At 72.0% G+C, this 15,173-nt stretch carries 12 protein-coding genes and 1 pseudogene; 3 read left to right on the forward strand and 10 right to left on the reverse strand.

What is annotated here, in order from left to right; genetic code table 11:
- Window positions 1–18 precede the first annotated feature (18 nt).
- From IE198_RS07235 to IE198_RS07265, 7 genes are all read right to left on the reverse strand, one after another.
- Entirely contained in the window at window positions 19–921 is a 903-nt protein-coding gene (locus tag IE198_RS07235) for a phosphatase PAP2 family protein (RefSeq protein ID WP_189883930.1), read from the reverse strand.
- Between the two features lie 74 nt (window positions 922–995).
- Complete coding sequence (locus IE198_RS07240) at window positions 996–2,075, reverse strand: LacI family DNA-binding transcriptional regulator (RefSeq protein WP_189883932.1); 1,080 nt, start codon at window positions 2,073–2,075, stop codon at window positions 996–998.
- 17 nt (window positions 2,076–2,092) lie between these two features.
- Window positions 2,093–2,683: a GNAT family N-acetyltransferase gene (locus IE198_RS07245; RefSeq protein ID WP_373299801.1), complete on the reverse strand. Its 591-nt coding sequence runs from the start codon at window positions 2,681–2,683 to the stop codon at window positions 2,093–2,095.
- A 191-nt stretch (window positions 2,684–2,874) separates the two neighbouring features.
- A complete protein-coding gene (locus IE198_RS07250) occupies window positions 2,875–3,597 on the reverse strand; it encodes a TetR/AcrR family transcriptional regulator (RefSeq protein WP_189883936.1) in 723 nt (240 codons plus the stop codon).
- 67 nt (window positions 3,598–3,664) lie between these two features.
- Window positions 3,665–5,638: a hypothetical protein gene (locus IE198_RS07255; RefSeq protein ID WP_189883938.1), complete on the reverse strand. Its 1,974-nt coding sequence runs from the start codon at window positions 5,636–5,638 to the stop codon at window positions 3,665–3,667.
- 57 nt (window positions 5,639–5,695) lie between these two features.
- Window positions 5,696–6,496, reverse strand: coding sequence for a tyrosine-protein phosphatase (locus tag IE198_RS07260; protein WP_189883940.1), 801 nt, complete (start codon window positions 6,494–6,496; stop codon window positions 5,696–5,698).
- 25 nt (window positions 6,497–6,521) lie between these two features.
- Window positions 6,522–9,629 carry an alpha-N-acetylglucosaminidase gene (locus tag IE198_RS07265; protein WP_189883942.1) on the reverse strand — a complete coding sequence of 1,036 codons (3,108 nt, stop codon included), beginning with the start codon at window positions 9,627–9,629 and terminating at the stop codon, window positions 6,522–6,524.
- 102 nt (window positions 9,630–9,731) lie between these two features.
- Between IE198_RS07265 and IE198_RS07270 the strand changes: the two genes are divergently transcribed.
- Window positions 9,732–10,262, forward strand: a complete 531-nt coding sequence (locus IE198_RS07270) for a hypothetical protein (protein WP_189883944.1) — start codon at window positions 9,732–9,734, stop codon at window positions 10,260–10,262.
- A 141-nt stretch (window positions 10,263–10,403) separates the two neighbouring features.
- On the opposite strand, the gene IE198_RS07275 is transcribed toward IE198_RS07270, so the two are convergent.
- Window positions 10,404–11,978: a DUF1996 domain-containing protein gene (locus IE198_RS07275; RefSeq protein ID WP_189883946.1), complete on the reverse strand. Its 1,575-nt coding sequence runs from the start codon at window positions 11,976–11,978 to the stop codon at window positions 10,404–10,406.
- A gap of 301 nt (window positions 11,979–12,279) precedes the next feature.
- A complete protein-coding gene (locus IE198_RS07280; protein ID WP_189883948.1) occupies window positions 12,280–13,272 on the reverse strand; it encodes an NAD-dependent epimerase/dehydratase family protein in 993 nt (330 codons plus the stop codon).
- Between IE198_RS07280 and IE198_RS07285 the strand changes: the two genes are divergently transcribed.
- Window positions 13,271–13,669 carry a hypothetical protein gene (locus tag IE198_RS07285; protein WP_189883950.1) on the forward strand — a complete coding sequence of 133 codons (399 nt, stop codon included), beginning with the start codon at window positions 13,271–13,273 and terminating at the stop codon, window positions 13,667–13,669. The two genes, IE198_RS07280 and IE198_RS07285, sit on opposite strands and share 2 nt — an antisense overlap.
- A pseudogene (locus tag IE198_RS07290) lies at window positions 13,629–14,588 on the forward strand (PepSY-associated TM helix domain-containing protein); the annotation flags it as partial. The gene IE198_RS07285 and the pseudogene IE198_RS07290, both read left to right, overlap by 41 nt.
- A 6-nt stretch (window positions 14,589–14,594) precedes the next feature.
- Here IE198_RS07290 and IE198_RS07295 read toward each other — a convergent pair.
- On the reverse strand, window positions 14,595–15,161 hold the full coding sequence (locus IE198_RS07295) for a winged helix-turn-helix domain-containing protein (protein WP_189883952.1): 567 nt from the start codon (window positions 15,159–15,161) through the stop codon (window positions 14,595–14,597).
- Window positions 15,162–15,173 lie beyond the last annotated feature (12 nt).

The following is a 15,173-nucleotide window of genomic DNA, read 5'->3' on the forward strand; positions in this document are numbered from 1 at the left end:
CATTGTGCCGCGCAGGGGTCAGGTGCGGGCCGCGGGGAGGAAGCGACGGACGCCGGACGGGGCGTCCGGGCCGTCCTTCCGGGGGAGTTCGACCAGCTGCGGAAGCCGGTGCGGCAGCGCCCGGTACCACACGTACGAGACGCCGAAGCCGAACGTCAGGCACGCCACGCCGCCCACCGCGTCCAGCCAGAAGTGGTTCGCCGTGGCGACGATGACGACCAGCGTCAGCGTCGGGTACAGCAGGCCGAGGATCTTCGCCCACGGCGCAGCCGCCAGTGCGAATATGACCAGGCCGCACCACACCGACCAGCCGATGTGCATGGACGGCATCGCCGCGTACTGGTTCGACATGTTCTTGAGGTTGCCCGAGGCCATCGAGCCCCACGTGTCATGGACCAGAACGGTGTCGATGAAGTTCTGGCCGTTCATCAACCGGGGCGGTGCGAGGGGATACAGGTAGTATCCGACCAGAGCTACACCGGTCGTGGCGAAAAGGACGAGTCGGGCGGCGGCGTAACGGCCCGGATGCGCACGGTAGAGCCAGACGAGCACACCGATGGTGACGACGAAGTGCAGGGTGGCGTAGTAGTAATTCATCGACACGATGAGCCATGTCACCGAGTTCACCGCGTGGTTGATGGACTGCTCCACCGCTATGCCGAGGGTCTGCTCCGCCTGCCAGATCCAGTCGGCGTTGCGCAGTGCCTGGTTCTTCTGCTCGGGTACGGCGTTGCGGATCAGCGAGTACGTCCAGTAACTCAGCGCGATCAGCATGACTTCGAACCAGATGCTGGGGCGGACGGGCGTCCGTGGCGGCCGCGGCCGAGGAGTGTCGGGCGACGACGCGGCGGCCTCGTCCTCCACCATGGGTGACGGGGTCGCCGTCCGGCCTTCGAGAGTCTTCACGGTCGCTTCACCCATGAGAGAGGAGTTTGCCAGATGAACGGCCGCCTCCGATCATCCCTCCGTCGCATTCGTACCGCATACTCTCCCCCTCACGTAGGAGGGGCGCCCCCGGGGCGGCCTCCGGGACCGGAAGCCGTTGAACCGCGGACCACCAACTCCGGCATGAAGACGAATTCGCCGTGCACCGGAGCACGGGGACGGTCCGGCGCCGCCGGGGAGTGACTGTCCCCCGTCTCCTCCAGCAGCGCGCGCACCGACGCCTGCCCCATCGCCTGCACCGGTTTGCGGACGGTGGTCAGCGGAGGATCCGTGAACGCGATCAGAGGTGAGTCGTCGAATCCCACGACGGAGATGTCGTCCGGCACGTGGAGGCCCCGCTGCCGGGCCGCCCGTATCGCCCCCAGCGCCATCATGTCGCTGGCGCAGACAACGGCCGTGCACCCCCGGTCCATCAGCGTCGCGGCCGCTGCCTGGCCTCCTTCGAGGGTGTAGAGGGAGTGCTGGACCAGCTCGTCGCAGGCCTCGGGCGTGACACCGAGCTGTTCCTGCACGGCGAGCCGGAAGCCTTCGATCTTGCGCACCACGGGTACGAACCGCCGCGGGCCGAGCGTGAGACCGATCCGGGTGTGCCCGAGCGAGACGAGGTGGGTGACGGCGAGCCGCATCGCGCCGCGGTCGTCCGCCGAGATGAACGGCGCGCGCACGCCGGGCGCATAACCGTCGACGAGGACGAACGGGACATCCTTGGCGCGGAGCCGGTCGTAGCGCTCCATGTCGGCCGTGGTGTCGGCGTGCAGGCCGGACACGAAGATGATCCCGCAGACGCCGCGGTCCACCAGCATCTCGGTGAGCTCGTCCTCCGTCGACCCGCCCGGTGTCTGGGTGGCCAGTACCGGCGTGTAGCCCTGCCGGGTCAGCGCCTGGCCGACGACCTGGGCCAGGGCGGGGAAGATCGGGTTGTCGAGCCCCGGCGTGATCAGCCCCACCAGACCCGCGCTGCGCCGGCGCAACCGGACGGGCCGCTCGTAGCCGAGTACGTCGAGGGCGGCGAGCACCGACTGGCGGGTGGTCGCGGCGACCCCCGGCCTTCCGTTGAGGACCCGGCTCACCGTCGCTTCGCTGACCCCCGCCTGGGTCGCGATGTCGGCCAGGCGTGCGGGTGCGGTCACGGAGCGGACTCTACCCGTCACATCTGCGGCTGCCCAGCGAGCCTCGGACGGACGGGAGTTGAGGCCGGTGCCGTCGACGCAAGGCGCTTCTCCAGCAGCAGCACACCGTAACGGCTGCCATCCGCGGCCACCTTGGCGGGCTGCTCACCCACCACCCGGTATCCGGCGGCCTCGTAGTAGGCGCGCAGTCGCGGATTACGGCTCAGGCAGTCCAGCCGGGCCAGCTCCCGTCCGGCCGCGGTGATGCGCCGCTCTGCATGGGCGAGCAGCGCCCGTCCGGAGCCGGCGGGCGCGTGCGCGCGGTCGGTCATCAGCCGGTGCACATAGCCGGCGACCGGCGGCCGGTCGCCCCAGGCGGGCAGGTCGTCCCACCACAACTCGTACGCCCCGGCCGCCCGGCCGCCGTCGAGCAGCAGCCACACCTCGCCCTGTGCGATCCGGTGCCGGAAGTGGTCGGCGTCCTTGTCGCCGGGCTTCCACTGGTCGATGCCGTTGCGCAGCATCCAGCGGGCGGTGTCGTCGTAGAGGTCGACGAGGGCGTTCACGTCCCAGTCGTGGTCGGGGGCGGAGCCGGACGCGGTGGCGAGCCGGAAGACGGAGTCGGCGATCACGAGGCCAATGATGGCGCGGGCGCCCGAGGGCGCAGTCGTGCACATCGCGAACGCCCTGCTCCGAGGCGGGGCTCCCGAGGCCAGGGCCGAGCTGCCCGAGGCGGGTTCCGACCCGGCGGCCGGTCATCAGAAGCGGTCCGGCGGCGCGGCGCCGGTGCCCTCGGCCGAGGTGAGGACCGCGAGATGTCCTATCGGAGCCGTTGAGCGGGCACCTTCGCCATCGCGGGCACCAGTTCCACGAGCCGGCCGACGAGATCGCCGAACGGGCCGTCCAACGGTTCGTCGGCGAGGATGCGGACGAGCAGTGTGGCCATCTCCTCGTCGTAGGCGGCGCTCACCGCGGCCAGCGCCGCGAAGTCGTGCACCAGCTGCAACTCCAGCTCCGCTCGGGGGATGCGGCGTCCGTCGAGCCAGATCAACGCCGTCGACTCGGCGAGCGACACCCAGGAACGCACCACCAGCGCGAGGCGCGGCGAAGGGTCGTCGATGCCCAGGTGCGCCAGGATCTGGTCGTACGCCGCCTGCCGCACCTCGTCGATCATCGCATTCGTCCTGGACGAGCCGACCGCCGGACCGCCTCGCATCAACGCGGAGAAGCCCGGGCCGTGTTCCTCGACGAAGTCGAAGAACCGCCCCATCACGCGCAGCAGCCGCGCACCGAGCGGGCCCTTGGGCGGTTCGAGGAAGCGGGCGGCGAGCTCGTCGGCGGCCCGCCGCAACGCGGCTTCGTACAGGCTCTGTTTACCGGGGAAGTAGTGGTAGACGAGAGGACGCGAGATGCCCGCGGCGGCCGCGATCTCGTCGATCGAGACGTCGTCGGGGGAGCGGTGGCTGAACAGCTCCAGCGCCACACCGATCAGCTGCTGTCTGCGCTCCTCGACGCCCATCCTGCGCCGTACCCCGGTCGTCATGCCCGACACCCTACCCACCGTCCTCCTGGCACAGACACAAGGCCGTTCCCCGCAGCCTGCTCCGGGCTCAGCGCAGGGAGCCCACCACGGAGCCGTCGGCGAGACGGCCGTTCAGTTCGGGCCGCGCGCCCTCCTGGGCCCGGACCGCCACCACGTTGTCCGTCGCCTCGCCCTCCACCCCGTCGCCCAGGACGGTGACCGAAGCATGCTGCCGGCTGCCGGCCGCCAGCACGTACCACTGCCCGGCCCGCGACTTCCACAGCACGCCGGCGAGCACCCGTGGCTCACGCACCCCGCAGGACGGCGAGTCCTCCGCCCGCGCCACCACCGCGCCCGGCGTGCCGGGCCGCGCGGCGGGTGCCTGGAACTGGGCCAGGACCCTGCTGTCCGTGCCCCGCCAGGTCTCCGCCCGCGTGCACACCCAGGCGGCCGTACCGTTCGCTTCCGGCAGCCGTTGCTGCGCGTACCGCCAGGAGTTGACGCTGCGCACGCCGTGCGCCCGCACGCCCGGCAGCAGACATGCCGTACGCGCCCAGGTCGCGCGTGCCGTGGCGTCCATGACGCCTGCCGGGGCGTTCGGCGGGCCGTAGGTGAGATGGGCAGGGGTGAGTTCGCCGAGGTCCGTCACCAGCGTCGTCGTGCTGCCGTCGGTCAGCTCCAGCGCCTGCCAGGACCGGCACTCCCGTTCCTGGGCGGGGCTCGGAAGCCGTTCGGTCAGGCCGTTCGCGTCCCGCCGGAGCGCCCGGGGCTTTCCGCCGGGGGCCAGCAGGTCCCGTACGGTCACGCCGTGTACCCAGGGCGCCGTCAGATACCGGACGTACGCCTGCGAGCGGCCGGCGACGAGCGCGCCGGAGACGGCGGCGTCCGCACCGTCCGTACGTGCGAAGTCGAGGGCCACGCCGTCCGCGCCGGCCGTCTCCGCGTAACGGACCACGCGCAGCCCGTCGTACAGCACGACCACGCGGGCCAGACCCACGCCGCCCGCGAACAGCAGCTGCGGCGGCCCCACGGGCGGCCCGGACGGCGTCCCGGGCGTCGCGCTGACCCGGACCGTGTCGCCCGGCCCCGCCCAGGCGGCGAGAGCCCGCCGCAGCAGGGCCCGGTCCCGGGTGAGTGGCCCCCTGGCCGGCCACACCGAGAAGTCCCTGCGGGCCGACGACTGCCAGGCCGTGCCCGGGGCCCGCAGCAGACTGCCCGGATCGATCGCCGCCTCCACCGCGGCGTTACGGCCGTCCGGCACGCTTCCCGCGCCGCCCCGCCCGCCGCCCGGCAGCAGGAGCAGCGTCCCGCACACGGCGAGTGCCACGGCCGCCACCAGGGCCGCCCTGGCATGCCGGCGACGGCGCAGCAGATCGGTGGGCCGCACCTGGAGCGAGCACGCGTCGAACTCGGAGGAGCGGAGGAGTTCCCGGCCCCGGCGACCTCCCGGTACGGCGTCGGCGTCCGTCAGCGCCTTCGCCGGGTCCGCCGCCCCGGCACGCTCCAGCGCCTCGCGCACCTCGCGGTCGGACAACTTCTCCAGACCGCGCAGCACATAGGCGGCTCTGGCGGGCCCGGACAGCGCCGCCAGCCGCTGGTCCAGGACGAGTTCGCCGGCGCCGCCGGAGCGCGGGAAGACCCGCATTCCCCACAGGTGCGGCAGCAGCGGCGGGAACTGTGACCGCCGGGGCAGTGCCCGGCGCCGCAGCGGCAGCGAAGCCTCCATGGCCTGCCGCACCACCCGGTCCCGCACATACCCGTAGCCGGGGTCGCGGGCGTCCTGCGGGCGGCGTGCCCGTGGCACGGCCGGGGCGGCCGCGGTGTCGCCGCGGGGGAGCGAACGCTGCACGACGGCATGGGCGGTCAGCACCCGGCGACCCTGGCCCAGGGACGACGGCAGCACCAGGTAGGCGATCCGCACCAGGCGCGGATAGTGCTCGACGAGCGCCGCCTCCGCCTGCCAGACCCCGACCGCCTCGGCGCCGGACCCCGGATCGGCGGGACCGGTCGAGGGGGAGCCGGCGAAGGGCTTTGGGGAGGGGACGACGTCGTGTGGGCGCACGTTCAGCAGAACGAGCGAATCGTCCTGCGGTCACCCGGCGTTCGCGAGCGCGAGAAGTCAGCCCTTCACGACGAAGCGCTCACGGATGCGCCCCAGCGCCGCGGACGTGACGCCGAGACCCTCGCGCACGTACTTCTCCATCGAGCCGTAGCGGGCGTCGACCTCGTCCAGTGCGGCGTCCAGGTACTCGGGCACGACGCCGATGATCGACAGTGCCGTCTCCGGCTGACCGCCCTCCAGGGTGAACCCTTCGACCAGCGGCGCGAACGCCTCACGCACCGCCGCGTTGACCGACATGTACTCGGCCTCGACCGTCTCCGGCGTCGCACCGAGCAGGGTGAGCACGATCGTCGCCGCCCATCCCGTACGGTCCTTGCCGGCCGTGCAGTGGAACAGCAGCGGTCCGGAGTCCGGATCCGCCACCTCGTTGAGGAACGCCCGGTACGAGGCGCGCGCCGAGTCCGTCGTCACGAACGCCCGGTAGATGCCGGCGAACATCTCCCGGCCCCGGCCGCCGCCGAGTTCCCGCTCCGCGACGACCGGATCGGACAGCAGCCGGCGCAGCCGGGCCGCCGCCGGCACCCGGCCGGAGGAGACCTGGTCGGCCAGGACGTCCGCGAGCAGCAGCCGTCCCCCTTCTGGAAGCCGGTCGGGGCGGGCCTCGCGCTCCGCCCGGGTGCGGAAGTCGACGACGGTACGGATGCCGAGGGCGGCGACGGCCGGGTCGGACGCGGCGTCCATCCGGTCCAGCTGACCGGAACGGAACAGCAGACCGCTGCGCACCGACCGGCCGCCGGGAAGGGGCGTGCCGCCGAGATCGCGAAGGTTCGCGACGGTGGTGGAGGGGATCGCGTTCATGAGCGGAATCTAGGCCCACCGGGCGTCACCCGGCGGCCGCGACACCGCCCGTCACGGACCAGGCGCTGAACCCGACCGTTCCGCGCGCCCCGCTCCCGCCGTTCGTGGCGCACATGAAGAATCCGGTGTCCTGCGTCGCCGCCGCGTCCGGGACGGACACCGTGGCGATGGTCCGCCAGGTGGCGCCGCCGTCGGTGGAGCACGCGCCGGTGAAGGAGGTCCCCTCGGTCCGGGTGAGCCGCAGCAGCACCGGGGCCTTGATGCCGGTGATGCGCCGGTAGGTGTCGAGCGTGCCGTCGCCGTTCGTGTCGTACGACAGCACGACACCCTGTCCCGGGGTGACGGCGAGGTTCAGGAAGCCCGCGTCACCGGGCGTCGCGAGCGAGTTCCGTACCACGATGCCCGCTCTTGCCCAACTGCCCGTGTCCTCCTGGGTGTCCACCTGGAGCAGCACGCTGCCGCCGTCGGCGAGCACCGCCTCCCGGTAGGCGGTGCCGAACTGGGTGGTGCCCCGCCACAGGTCGTTGCCCGCCCCGTTGATCGCGAGCCGGTCACCGGCCTGACCGAACACGGCCGCGTTGGAGGTGAACGTGCGCCACCGAGGGTCGAGCGGCGAGGCCAGGTACACACTGCCGCGCTGGGTGACTGCCACCCGCTCCTCTCCCCGTGGCCCGTACCGGGTGCTCAGCTCGTACGGCATGGGCACCAGCGGCTCCGTGAGAGGTTCTGAAGGGGCCCGCACCCGCCAGGCCACCGAGCCGGTGCCGCCCGGCGCCACGCTGTCCAGACACGGCTCGCCCTGGGCCTCCCCGTCGGGACCGGTGAGTTCGAAGTCGACCCGGCCGGTGGCGCGCAGCCCGTTGAAGTTGCGGAAGGCGGCCGTCACCGTGCCGGTGCTTCCCGGGGTGAAGGCCGGTGGCTCCACGCTCACCGTGACGAATCCCTGGTACGGGGCGCGGGCCAGGGTGTCATACACACGCAGGGCCGTGCGGTGGGCGTCGCCCGTGGGCCGGACCGGGTAGGCGCGGCGGTCCCGGGTCCACGTCTCCTCCGCCGGGTACCAGTCGAAGGGCCGCGGCGTCCGGCCCTCCTCCATCGCGTCGCCCTGCTCGGTCAGATACGCCTCCCACTGCGGCACGTGGACGTCGTCGATCAGCCCCTGCCAGTCCCGGTTGGCGTAGTTGCTGAGATGGCCGGCGGCGTTCCGGCCCGCCCATGTGGTGATCAGCGCGCGGGCCGTGCGCTCCAGCCCGACCGCCTCCTCGGGTTCGGTGGCGAGCCGCTTGGCGTCCTCGAGCCAGGGGCCCAGCAGGAACGAGCGGTGGCAGCCGGCCATGGTGTCGCTCAGCCGCATCAGCTTCAGCCACAGCGCCGAGATCGCCCGGAACGTGCCGACGTCCCTGTTGGCGTACGCGGCCCGCAGCGGCAGCTGGAGCGTACGGGAACGGTTGGCGAGCGCCTGCCGGGCCAGGTCGGTCACGTCGTGGCGGTACGCGTCACAGTCGCGCAGCGACGGCCGTACGCCGAGCAGCGCGGCGAACGCCCGGTCGAAACCGGCCGGGTCGAAGGCCGTGCCGATCGAGGCGGACAGTGACGGACGGCGGCAGAACAGCGAGTCGTACGGGCGGCCGTCGGTGCTGGTGAGCCTGTACGCGGTCGCGGCCAGCGCGGCGAACGCGGCGCGTGCGGAGCGGTCCTCTGCGCCGTAGCGGAAGCCCGCGTACTCGGCGAACCACGCGTCCCGGTCGGTCTTCTCCTCGCGCCAGGCCAGTTCGCTGAACAGTTCCAGTGCCGCCGGGTCGCGCTCCGCGGCCTCCGGCATGTACGCGGTGCCCACCAGCGCGCTGCCCGGCTTGTCGCGCCAGGCCGTGAACTTCTCCGTCCAGCGGTCGGTGTTGGCGCCGATCGTCGTACGGCCGCCGAAGTTGGGGATGGTGCCGAACGCGTACGGCGCCCCGCCCCACTCCTTCTCCCGGTCGGTGACGGTGTCCAGGTCGGACAGGCCGTCGACGATGAGCACCTTGGAGGTGTCGATGGCCTCCAGCAGCGCCGGGCGAGGATTGGCCTGCCAGCCGAGGATCACCCAGGTCGCGTCCGGGCGTGCGGTCCGCAGCGACGTCTCCACGGCACGGGCGGCGTCGCGGACCGGTACGTCGCCGGCCGTGCCGCCCTCGTGCAGCAGGTCCATCTTGAAATGGTCGATCCCGCCGAACAGCTCCTGCTGGTGCCGGTAGAAGGCGGCGGCGACATCGGCGAACGCCCGGGTGCGCGGGTCGAGCCAGTCGGGCCGGCGCAGCCCGTTCCAGGTGCCCTGCCCGATGACCCGCGCGTCGCCCGGGGTGCGGGCGGCGAAGCCGTCGGGGACCGTCCCGAAATACCCCGGCAGGACGGGGTGCATGCCCAGCTCCCGCATCCGGTCGGTGATGCGCCGGCCGAGGTGGGCGCGTCGCTCGATCAGAGCGGGCGAGAGGGGGCCGCCGTACTCGCTCATGTTCTGCAGCAGCCACCACGGCTGGTGCGAGGGCGCCGGCAGCCAGGTGCGGGCCTCGGCGTCGGAGTAGCCGAAGTCCATCAGCAGCCGGTGGTAGACGGCCTCCTGGCCCGGCGTCACCAGGACCTCGTTGCAGCCGTGCAGGGCAAGGACGTCGATCAGCCGCTCCCAGCGCGGCCAGTCCGCGTAGGGGGCGGTGTAGCCGTCGTGGGTGTCGTTGTACGCGAACCGGTGTGGGACGGTGGCGCTCCGCTCCAGCGGCCGGCGGGGCGCCGGCAGCCGGAGCGGTAGATCGAGCTGGGAGCCGGACCAGGAGATGTGAGCCCGGCAGACGTACTTGAGATACCAGTGCACCCCCGTCAGCAGAGCGATCGGGCCGGTGCCGGCGACCTCGATGCGGCCGGTGGAACCGGTGACGCGGAACCGCTCGGGGCCGGTCAGCCCGGTGAGGCGGAACTGGTCGGCGTGGCCGGGCAGCAGGCGGGCCAGGGCGGCGAGCGCGGGGCCGGTCGCCTGCCCGGTGTGCGCGTCCTCGGACGGTCGGGCCGGGGCGGGCAGGGCGGCCGCGGGGCCGGCGAGCACCGCGCCGGCCCCGACCGCTCCGGCAGTGCCCAGCAGCGTACGTCTCGACAGCTTGTGCATCAGCGCTCCTCTGTGTTGCTGGGGCGACAACAGGTGCGTGCGGCGCGCACGTTACTCGTGGTTCGGCCGCGCGAAGAGGGGCCGGGAGGGCACCATGGCCGGATGCGGACGAGTACGAGCACCAGCAGAGGGCGGGCGGCCCGGGCAGGACTTGCAGTTGTGGTCCTGGCTCTGACCGCGGCCTGCGGATCGGGCGGCGACGGCGACGGGCGTGTCGGAGCCGACCAGGGCGCGAAGGCGCCGCGGACGGCGACCGGCAGCCTGGAGGAACTCGCACGCCAGGCCGACTGCGAACCGAACATCCAGACGGACGCGGACGAACTGCGCCAGGCCAACTGCAGGACGGCCGACGGGAGATACGTCCTCGCGACCTTCGCCACCGACCGCGGTCAGCGCGAGTGGATCAACGCGGCCAACGACTACGGCGGCACCTATCTGGTCGGGCGCAAATGGGTCGCGGTCGGCGACGAGAAGGTCGTGGCGGCCCTGCGCGGCCGGCTCGGCGGCGAGGTGGAGACCGGGGCGCAGCACGGCTCCGGTGACCACGGCGGCGAGGACGACGGCCACGAAGGACACGACGGCCGGGGGGAGCAGCAAGGCCACGAGGAGCACGGGGCGCGGGACGGGAACTGACCCGCCGCACCGACACTCGCGGGCCGGTCCGGGTGCTCCCGGACCGGCCCGGGAAGGGCCGTGCCGACCGTCCGCAGACGGAAAGAGGCCGGGCGGGCCTGGGACTTTCCCAGGCCGGCCCGGCCAACTCGGTTCAGTGGGTCACTGGCAACTACGGCCCTCGTTGATGCAGTCCACCATCTCGTCCATCAGGTCCTCGTCGAAGACGTTGATGAAGTCGCCGTGGTCGGTGATCGGCTTGTGCAGCTGCTCGGGGAACGAGTCGACCGCGAAGACCGATGCGTTGTCGCCCTCGAAGACGGGCGGCGGCACGTCGTAGACGATCCGCTGCACCAGCTGCGGGATGGCCTGGAAGCCGTTGGGGCAGCTGCCGTCCTCCTCCGCGAAGTCCACGTGGGTGCGGTGGTTCGCGCTGTCGATGTTCTGGCCGTCCCAGCAGCTCTGGAACTTGAAGCTGCGCACCACCTGGCTGCCCTCGGGGCAGATCGGGTACTTGTCCTTCAGCTGACGGTCCTCGAATCCGGTGCAGCTCCAGGAGGCATTGGCATTCGCGTCGCCGTTGGTGAAGGACTTCGCGTCACCGGTGATGATGCGCAGGAATTTCGGCATCGCGGTCACCTTGCTCTGCGGATTGCCCACGAACGTCAGCGTGACCTCCGACGGTGTCTGGATCTCACCGACGTTCTGGTCGTTGCCGCCGCCGTCCTGGTCGGCGTCGAACTCGTTCTGGCCGTTCTGCACACGCAGCACGGGCCAGTAGTACGTCGACTTGTCACCCTGGTTGTTGCACGTGGTGTCTCCGTTCGCGAGATCGTCGTCACTGGCGAAGGCGTCGTTGGCCTGGTTGCCGATGTAGTCGTGCATGTGGTGCGCGCCGTTGCTGACGCCGGGGGCGGCGATGAGATTGTCGGAATTGAACAAGCCGTTCTCGTTCACGCCGCAGTCGGAGGTGAAGGTGCCGTCGGAGGCGCCTCCTTGCTGCTGCGGATCGTCGACGTTGGGTTCGACCGACTCGATCTCGACGAAGTCGTCGGCCACGGGGCCGTTGCCGGCCTGGCCGCCGTTGTCCTCGTTCCCGGCGTTGTCACCGTTGTCGTTGTTGCCGTCCCCGTCGTCGTTGTTCTGGTCGCCGCCGTCCTGGCCCTGGTCCTGGTTTTGGTCCTGACCGTCGTCGTTGTTCTGGCCGTCGTCCTGACCGTCGTTCTGGTCGTCGTTGTTCTGGTCCCCGTCGTTCTGGTCGTTGTCGTCGGCGCGCAACGTGCACGGTGCCGTCGCCTCCAGGCCCTGGGGGGGTTCGGCCGAGCGGTCGATCAGCGAGACGATCCGCTGGATGACCACCAGTCGTTCGTTCTTCAGTGGGCTCAGAATCTGGTTCTGCGCGAAGGTGCGGTCGCTCTGGACCCGCTCCTTGTTGTCGGCGAACCGCTGGTAGTACGTGGTGATCTGGCTGTCCAGTGTGGCAAGTTCACGGTCGACGGCGAGCCGCTGGTCGTCGGGTATTTCCTTGATGGAATTGACGACTTCCGGACAGTCGATGGTGGAGACCGACTGACCTGCACTCTGGGTTCTCGGCCCGTTCTCGTCACCGCCCCAGCCCTCATTTGCGGAAGCGTAGAAATTGGCCGCGACCAGTCCACCCCCGCCCAGAAGGAGGGCAGCCGAGGCGGCGATCGCCCGGTTTGCCAGCGTGGAGCGTTTTCTCGATGTGCGTCCCATTGGAACTCCAATCCCGGGGGAGGGAAGTAGCGCGTCGTTCCATACGGGCACCACCGGTGAGGTGTTCACTCGTGTGCGGAAATTGTAGAAGTCTCCAGCTCCAAAACCGTTTGGACCCTGACGAAAACGGGCACCTTGCCGTTCAACTACCGTGGTCGAGACAGCCGCGGTTCGGTGCCCGCACAGGTGGAGACCACCGGATCCGGGGGTGGACCTGGCACCACCCCGCTGTCGTCGGCGGCCCGCAGCTGCCGCTCGCGCTGCCCCCGACGCCCACTGCGCCAGGTCCTCCGCCTCCGCGTCACGCCTCCCTGAGCAGCCGTTCCTCCACCTCCCGCGCCAGCCCCACCCGCGTGCGGTCCGGCCGCTGCGGCGCCGCGCCGCCCAGCGACATGAGCCACGCCCAGGTGTCGCGGACCGTGTCCGCGACCGGGCGGCACCGCAGGCCCGCCGCCAGCGCACGCTCCACGCCCACGCCGTGCAGGGCGCCGTGCACCTCCTGGGTCGGCGGGATCCAGATCGGCAGGTCCGTCCACGGCTCCACGCCCGCCGCCAGCACCGTCTCCGCCGGCATCCACCGCAGCCGCGCCTTCGAGCCCGTCACCGCGACGCACGTGTCGAGGAGTTCGCCCATCGTCGTGTGGCCGGGGGCGCTCACCAGGTTGTACGGTCCGCTGCGCCCGGCCTCGGCCGCGTCGAGCATCCACTCCGCGAGGTCACGGACGTCGACGTACTGCAGCGGCGTCTCCCGCGGTCCGGGAGCCAGCACGTCCCCGCCGCGCGCGATCCGCCCCAGCCACCACGGCAGCCGGCCGATGTTCTCCCACGGGCCGAGGATCAGCCCCGAGCGCACCAGCAGCGAGCGCTCGTCCCCGAACGCGTCGAGCACCGCCAGCTCCCCGCCCCGCTTGGCCTCGGCGTACGGCACCTCTCCGGCGTCCGGTGAACTCTCCACCGTGGGCGTGCTCTCGTCGTACCCGGCCGCCGGGGGCCAGACGTACACCGAGCAGCTGGAGACATAGACGTACCGCCCGGTCCGTCCCGCAAGGAGCCGCGCCGTGTCCCGTACCCCCGACGGCGCGCCCGACCAGGTGTCGATGACGACGTCCCACTCGCCGTCGGCGAGCGTGGCCCGGCCGCCGTCCGCGGTGCGGTCACCGAGCCGTACGGCAACGCCTTCCGGTGCCGCGTGCCGTCCCCGATGGAAGACCGTGACGTCCCACCCGCGGGCGAGCGCCGCCTCCGTCACCGCACGTCCCGCGAACTGTGTCCCGCCCAGAATCAGAAGCCTCATGATCACGACTCTGCCCTGCCGGGCCGGGCCGGGAACCGCGGTTCTGCTGCCGGAAGAACTTCCCGTACCCACGGTCACTCTCCCGGACCCGGCTCGGGCCTGGCAGCATGTGCGGACGATGACGGATGCCCGGTCGCCGATGCGCGCCCTGCGGGCCGCGCTCTTCGCGGCGGTGGCGGTCATCCTTGCCGCTATGGGGCATTCCTCCCTGTCCGCGCATCACATACCGTCCGGCGCGCTGATCGTCGCGCTCGGTGTGACCGCCGCCGTCGGACGATTCGCGGCCGGCCGCCGCCGCGGTGTCCGCGCCATCGGGGCCGGCCTGCTCGCCGTGCAGGGCGCACTGCACCTGATCTACGTGGCTCGACGAACCCCACCGCGGCCTGCACCTCGGTGACGTCGGCCGCCACTACAGCGAGCTGGCCGCCGGCTGGCTCTGGGCCGTCGCACTCGGCGGACTGCTGCTCTGGTTCGGACGCCGACGCCGCAGCAAGCGGGACCTGTTGCTGCCCGAGCGCGGCGCGAAGGGCCGCCGCAGGACCCTGTCCTTGCACGGCTCGGTCGGCCTGTGGGCGGTGACCGGCCTGGTCCTGCTCTCCGCCACCGGCCTCACCTGGTCCCGGTACGCGGGCGAGAACATCGGCGCCCTCCAGGACCAGCTGGGCGGAGCCACCCCCGCCCTCTCCGCCGCGCTCGAGGCAGGCGGCGGCGGGGACGGCGGACACGAGGGCCACGGCAGCGGCCACGGAGCGGCCCACCAGGGCCCGGACGTCGGCATCGACGAGGCGGTGGCCCCGGCGCGCGCCTCCGGGATCGAGGGCAGGATCGCCGTCACCCTGCCGGCCGACGGCAAGGGCTACATCGTCAAGGAGACCGACACCCAGTACCCGGTCCACCTCGACTCCGTCGCCCTCGACCCCGGCGACGGCCGGGTCATCGACGAACTGCGCTTCGACGACTACCCGTTGCTCGCAAAGCTGACCCGCTTCGGCATCGACGGTCACATGGGCGTGCTCTTCGGCCTGCCCAACCAGCTCGCCCTGGCCGCCCTCATGGTCGCCCTGATCCTGCTCGTCGTGTGGGGCTACCGCATGTGGTGGCTGCGCAGGCCGACGAAGGAGCGCAGGCTGGGCGCCGGTCGCCCGGTGCCGCGCGGCACATGGCGCAAGCTGCCCGTGACCGTGCTGCTGCCGCTCGCGGCGGCGACGGCCCTGGTCGGCTGGTTGGTGCCGCTGCTCGGTATCTCCCTGCTGGTGTTCCTGGCCTTCGACATCGTGCTCGGCGCGCTCTCGAAGGCCAGGACCGGTGCGTCCTGACGAGCTCTAGGGGACGTACTTGTAGCCGACCCGCCGCACGGTCTGGATCGTACGGCGGTGTTCGGTGCCCAGCTTGCGGCGCAGCCGCGCCACATGGACGTCGACGGTGCGGCCGTCGCCCACGTGTCCGTACCCCCACACCGTGCTGACCAGCTGGTCCCGTGTGTGCACCCGGTGCGGGTGCCCGACCAGATGCGCCAGCAGCTCGAACTCCAGGTAGGTCAGGTCGAGCGTCTGCCCGTCCACCTGGGCGGTGCGCCGGACCGGGTCGATGAGCACCGGGCCGCGGTCCGGCGCGCCGACCTCCGGGGAGGATTCCGGTGCCGGGCGCGGGGCGGATTCCGGGGCGAGGGAGGGCTGCGGCTGCCGGTCGGCCGGTACGAGCACGAGGTAGCCGACCATCGGCGGCCGCCCCGGAAGGGTGGGCAGGGCGTTCGGGGGAGCGGGCAGCCAAGTCGCGCCCGGGGGCAGGAGGCCGGCGACGTCGACCACCTCGTCACGGTCGACGGCACGCAGTCGGTGCCGGCTGGACGGAGAGTGGGCGACGGCGGAGAAGGCACGGGTGTTCGCCATGAGAAGTCAGCT

Origin of the sequence: Streptomyces xantholiticus (assembly GCF_014651015.1) — a bacterium.
GTDB lineage: Bacteria > Actinomycetota > Actinomycetes > Streptomycetales > Streptomycetaceae > Streptomyces > Streptomyces xantholiticus.

Bases quoted from the DNA above. Each gene is read 5' to 3' on its own strand.
- IE198_RS07235 (WP_189883930.1), bottom strand. From the start codon at position 921: ATGGGTGAAGCGACCGTGAAGACTCTCGAAGGCCGGACGGCGACCCCG.
- IE198_RS07250 (WP_189883936.1), bottom strand. From the start codon at position 3,597: ATGACGACCGGGGTACGGCGCAGGATGGGCGTCGAGGAGCGCAGACAG.
- IE198_RS07260 (WP_189883940.1), bottom strand. From the start codon at position 6,496: ATGAACGCGATCCCCTCCACCACCGTCGCGAACCTTCGCGATCTCGGC.
- IE198_RS07265 (WP_189883942.1), bottom strand. From the start codon at position 9,629: ATGCACAAGCTGTCGAGACGTACGCTGCTGGGCACTGCCGGAGCGGTC.
- IE198_RS07270 (WP_189883944.1), top strand. From the start codon at position 9,732: ATGCGGACGAGTACGAGCACCAGCAGAGGGCGGGCGGCCCGGGCAGGA.
- IE198_RS07275 (WP_189883946.1), bottom strand. From the start codon at position 11,978: ATGGGACGCACATCGAGAAAACGCTCCACGCTGGCAAACCGGGCGATC.
- IE198_RS07285 (WP_189883950.1), top strand. From the start codon at position 13,271: ATGATCACGACTCTGCCCTGCCGGGCCGGGCCGGGAACCGCGGTTCTG.
- IE198_RS07280 (WP_189883948.1), bottom strand. From the start codon at position 13,272: ATGAGGCTTCTGATTCTGGGCGGGACACAGTTCGCGGGACGTGCGGTG.
- IE198_RS07295 (WP_189883952.1), bottom strand. From the start codon at position 15,161: ATGGCGAACACCCGTGCCTTCTCCGCCGTCGCCCACTCTCCGTCCAGC.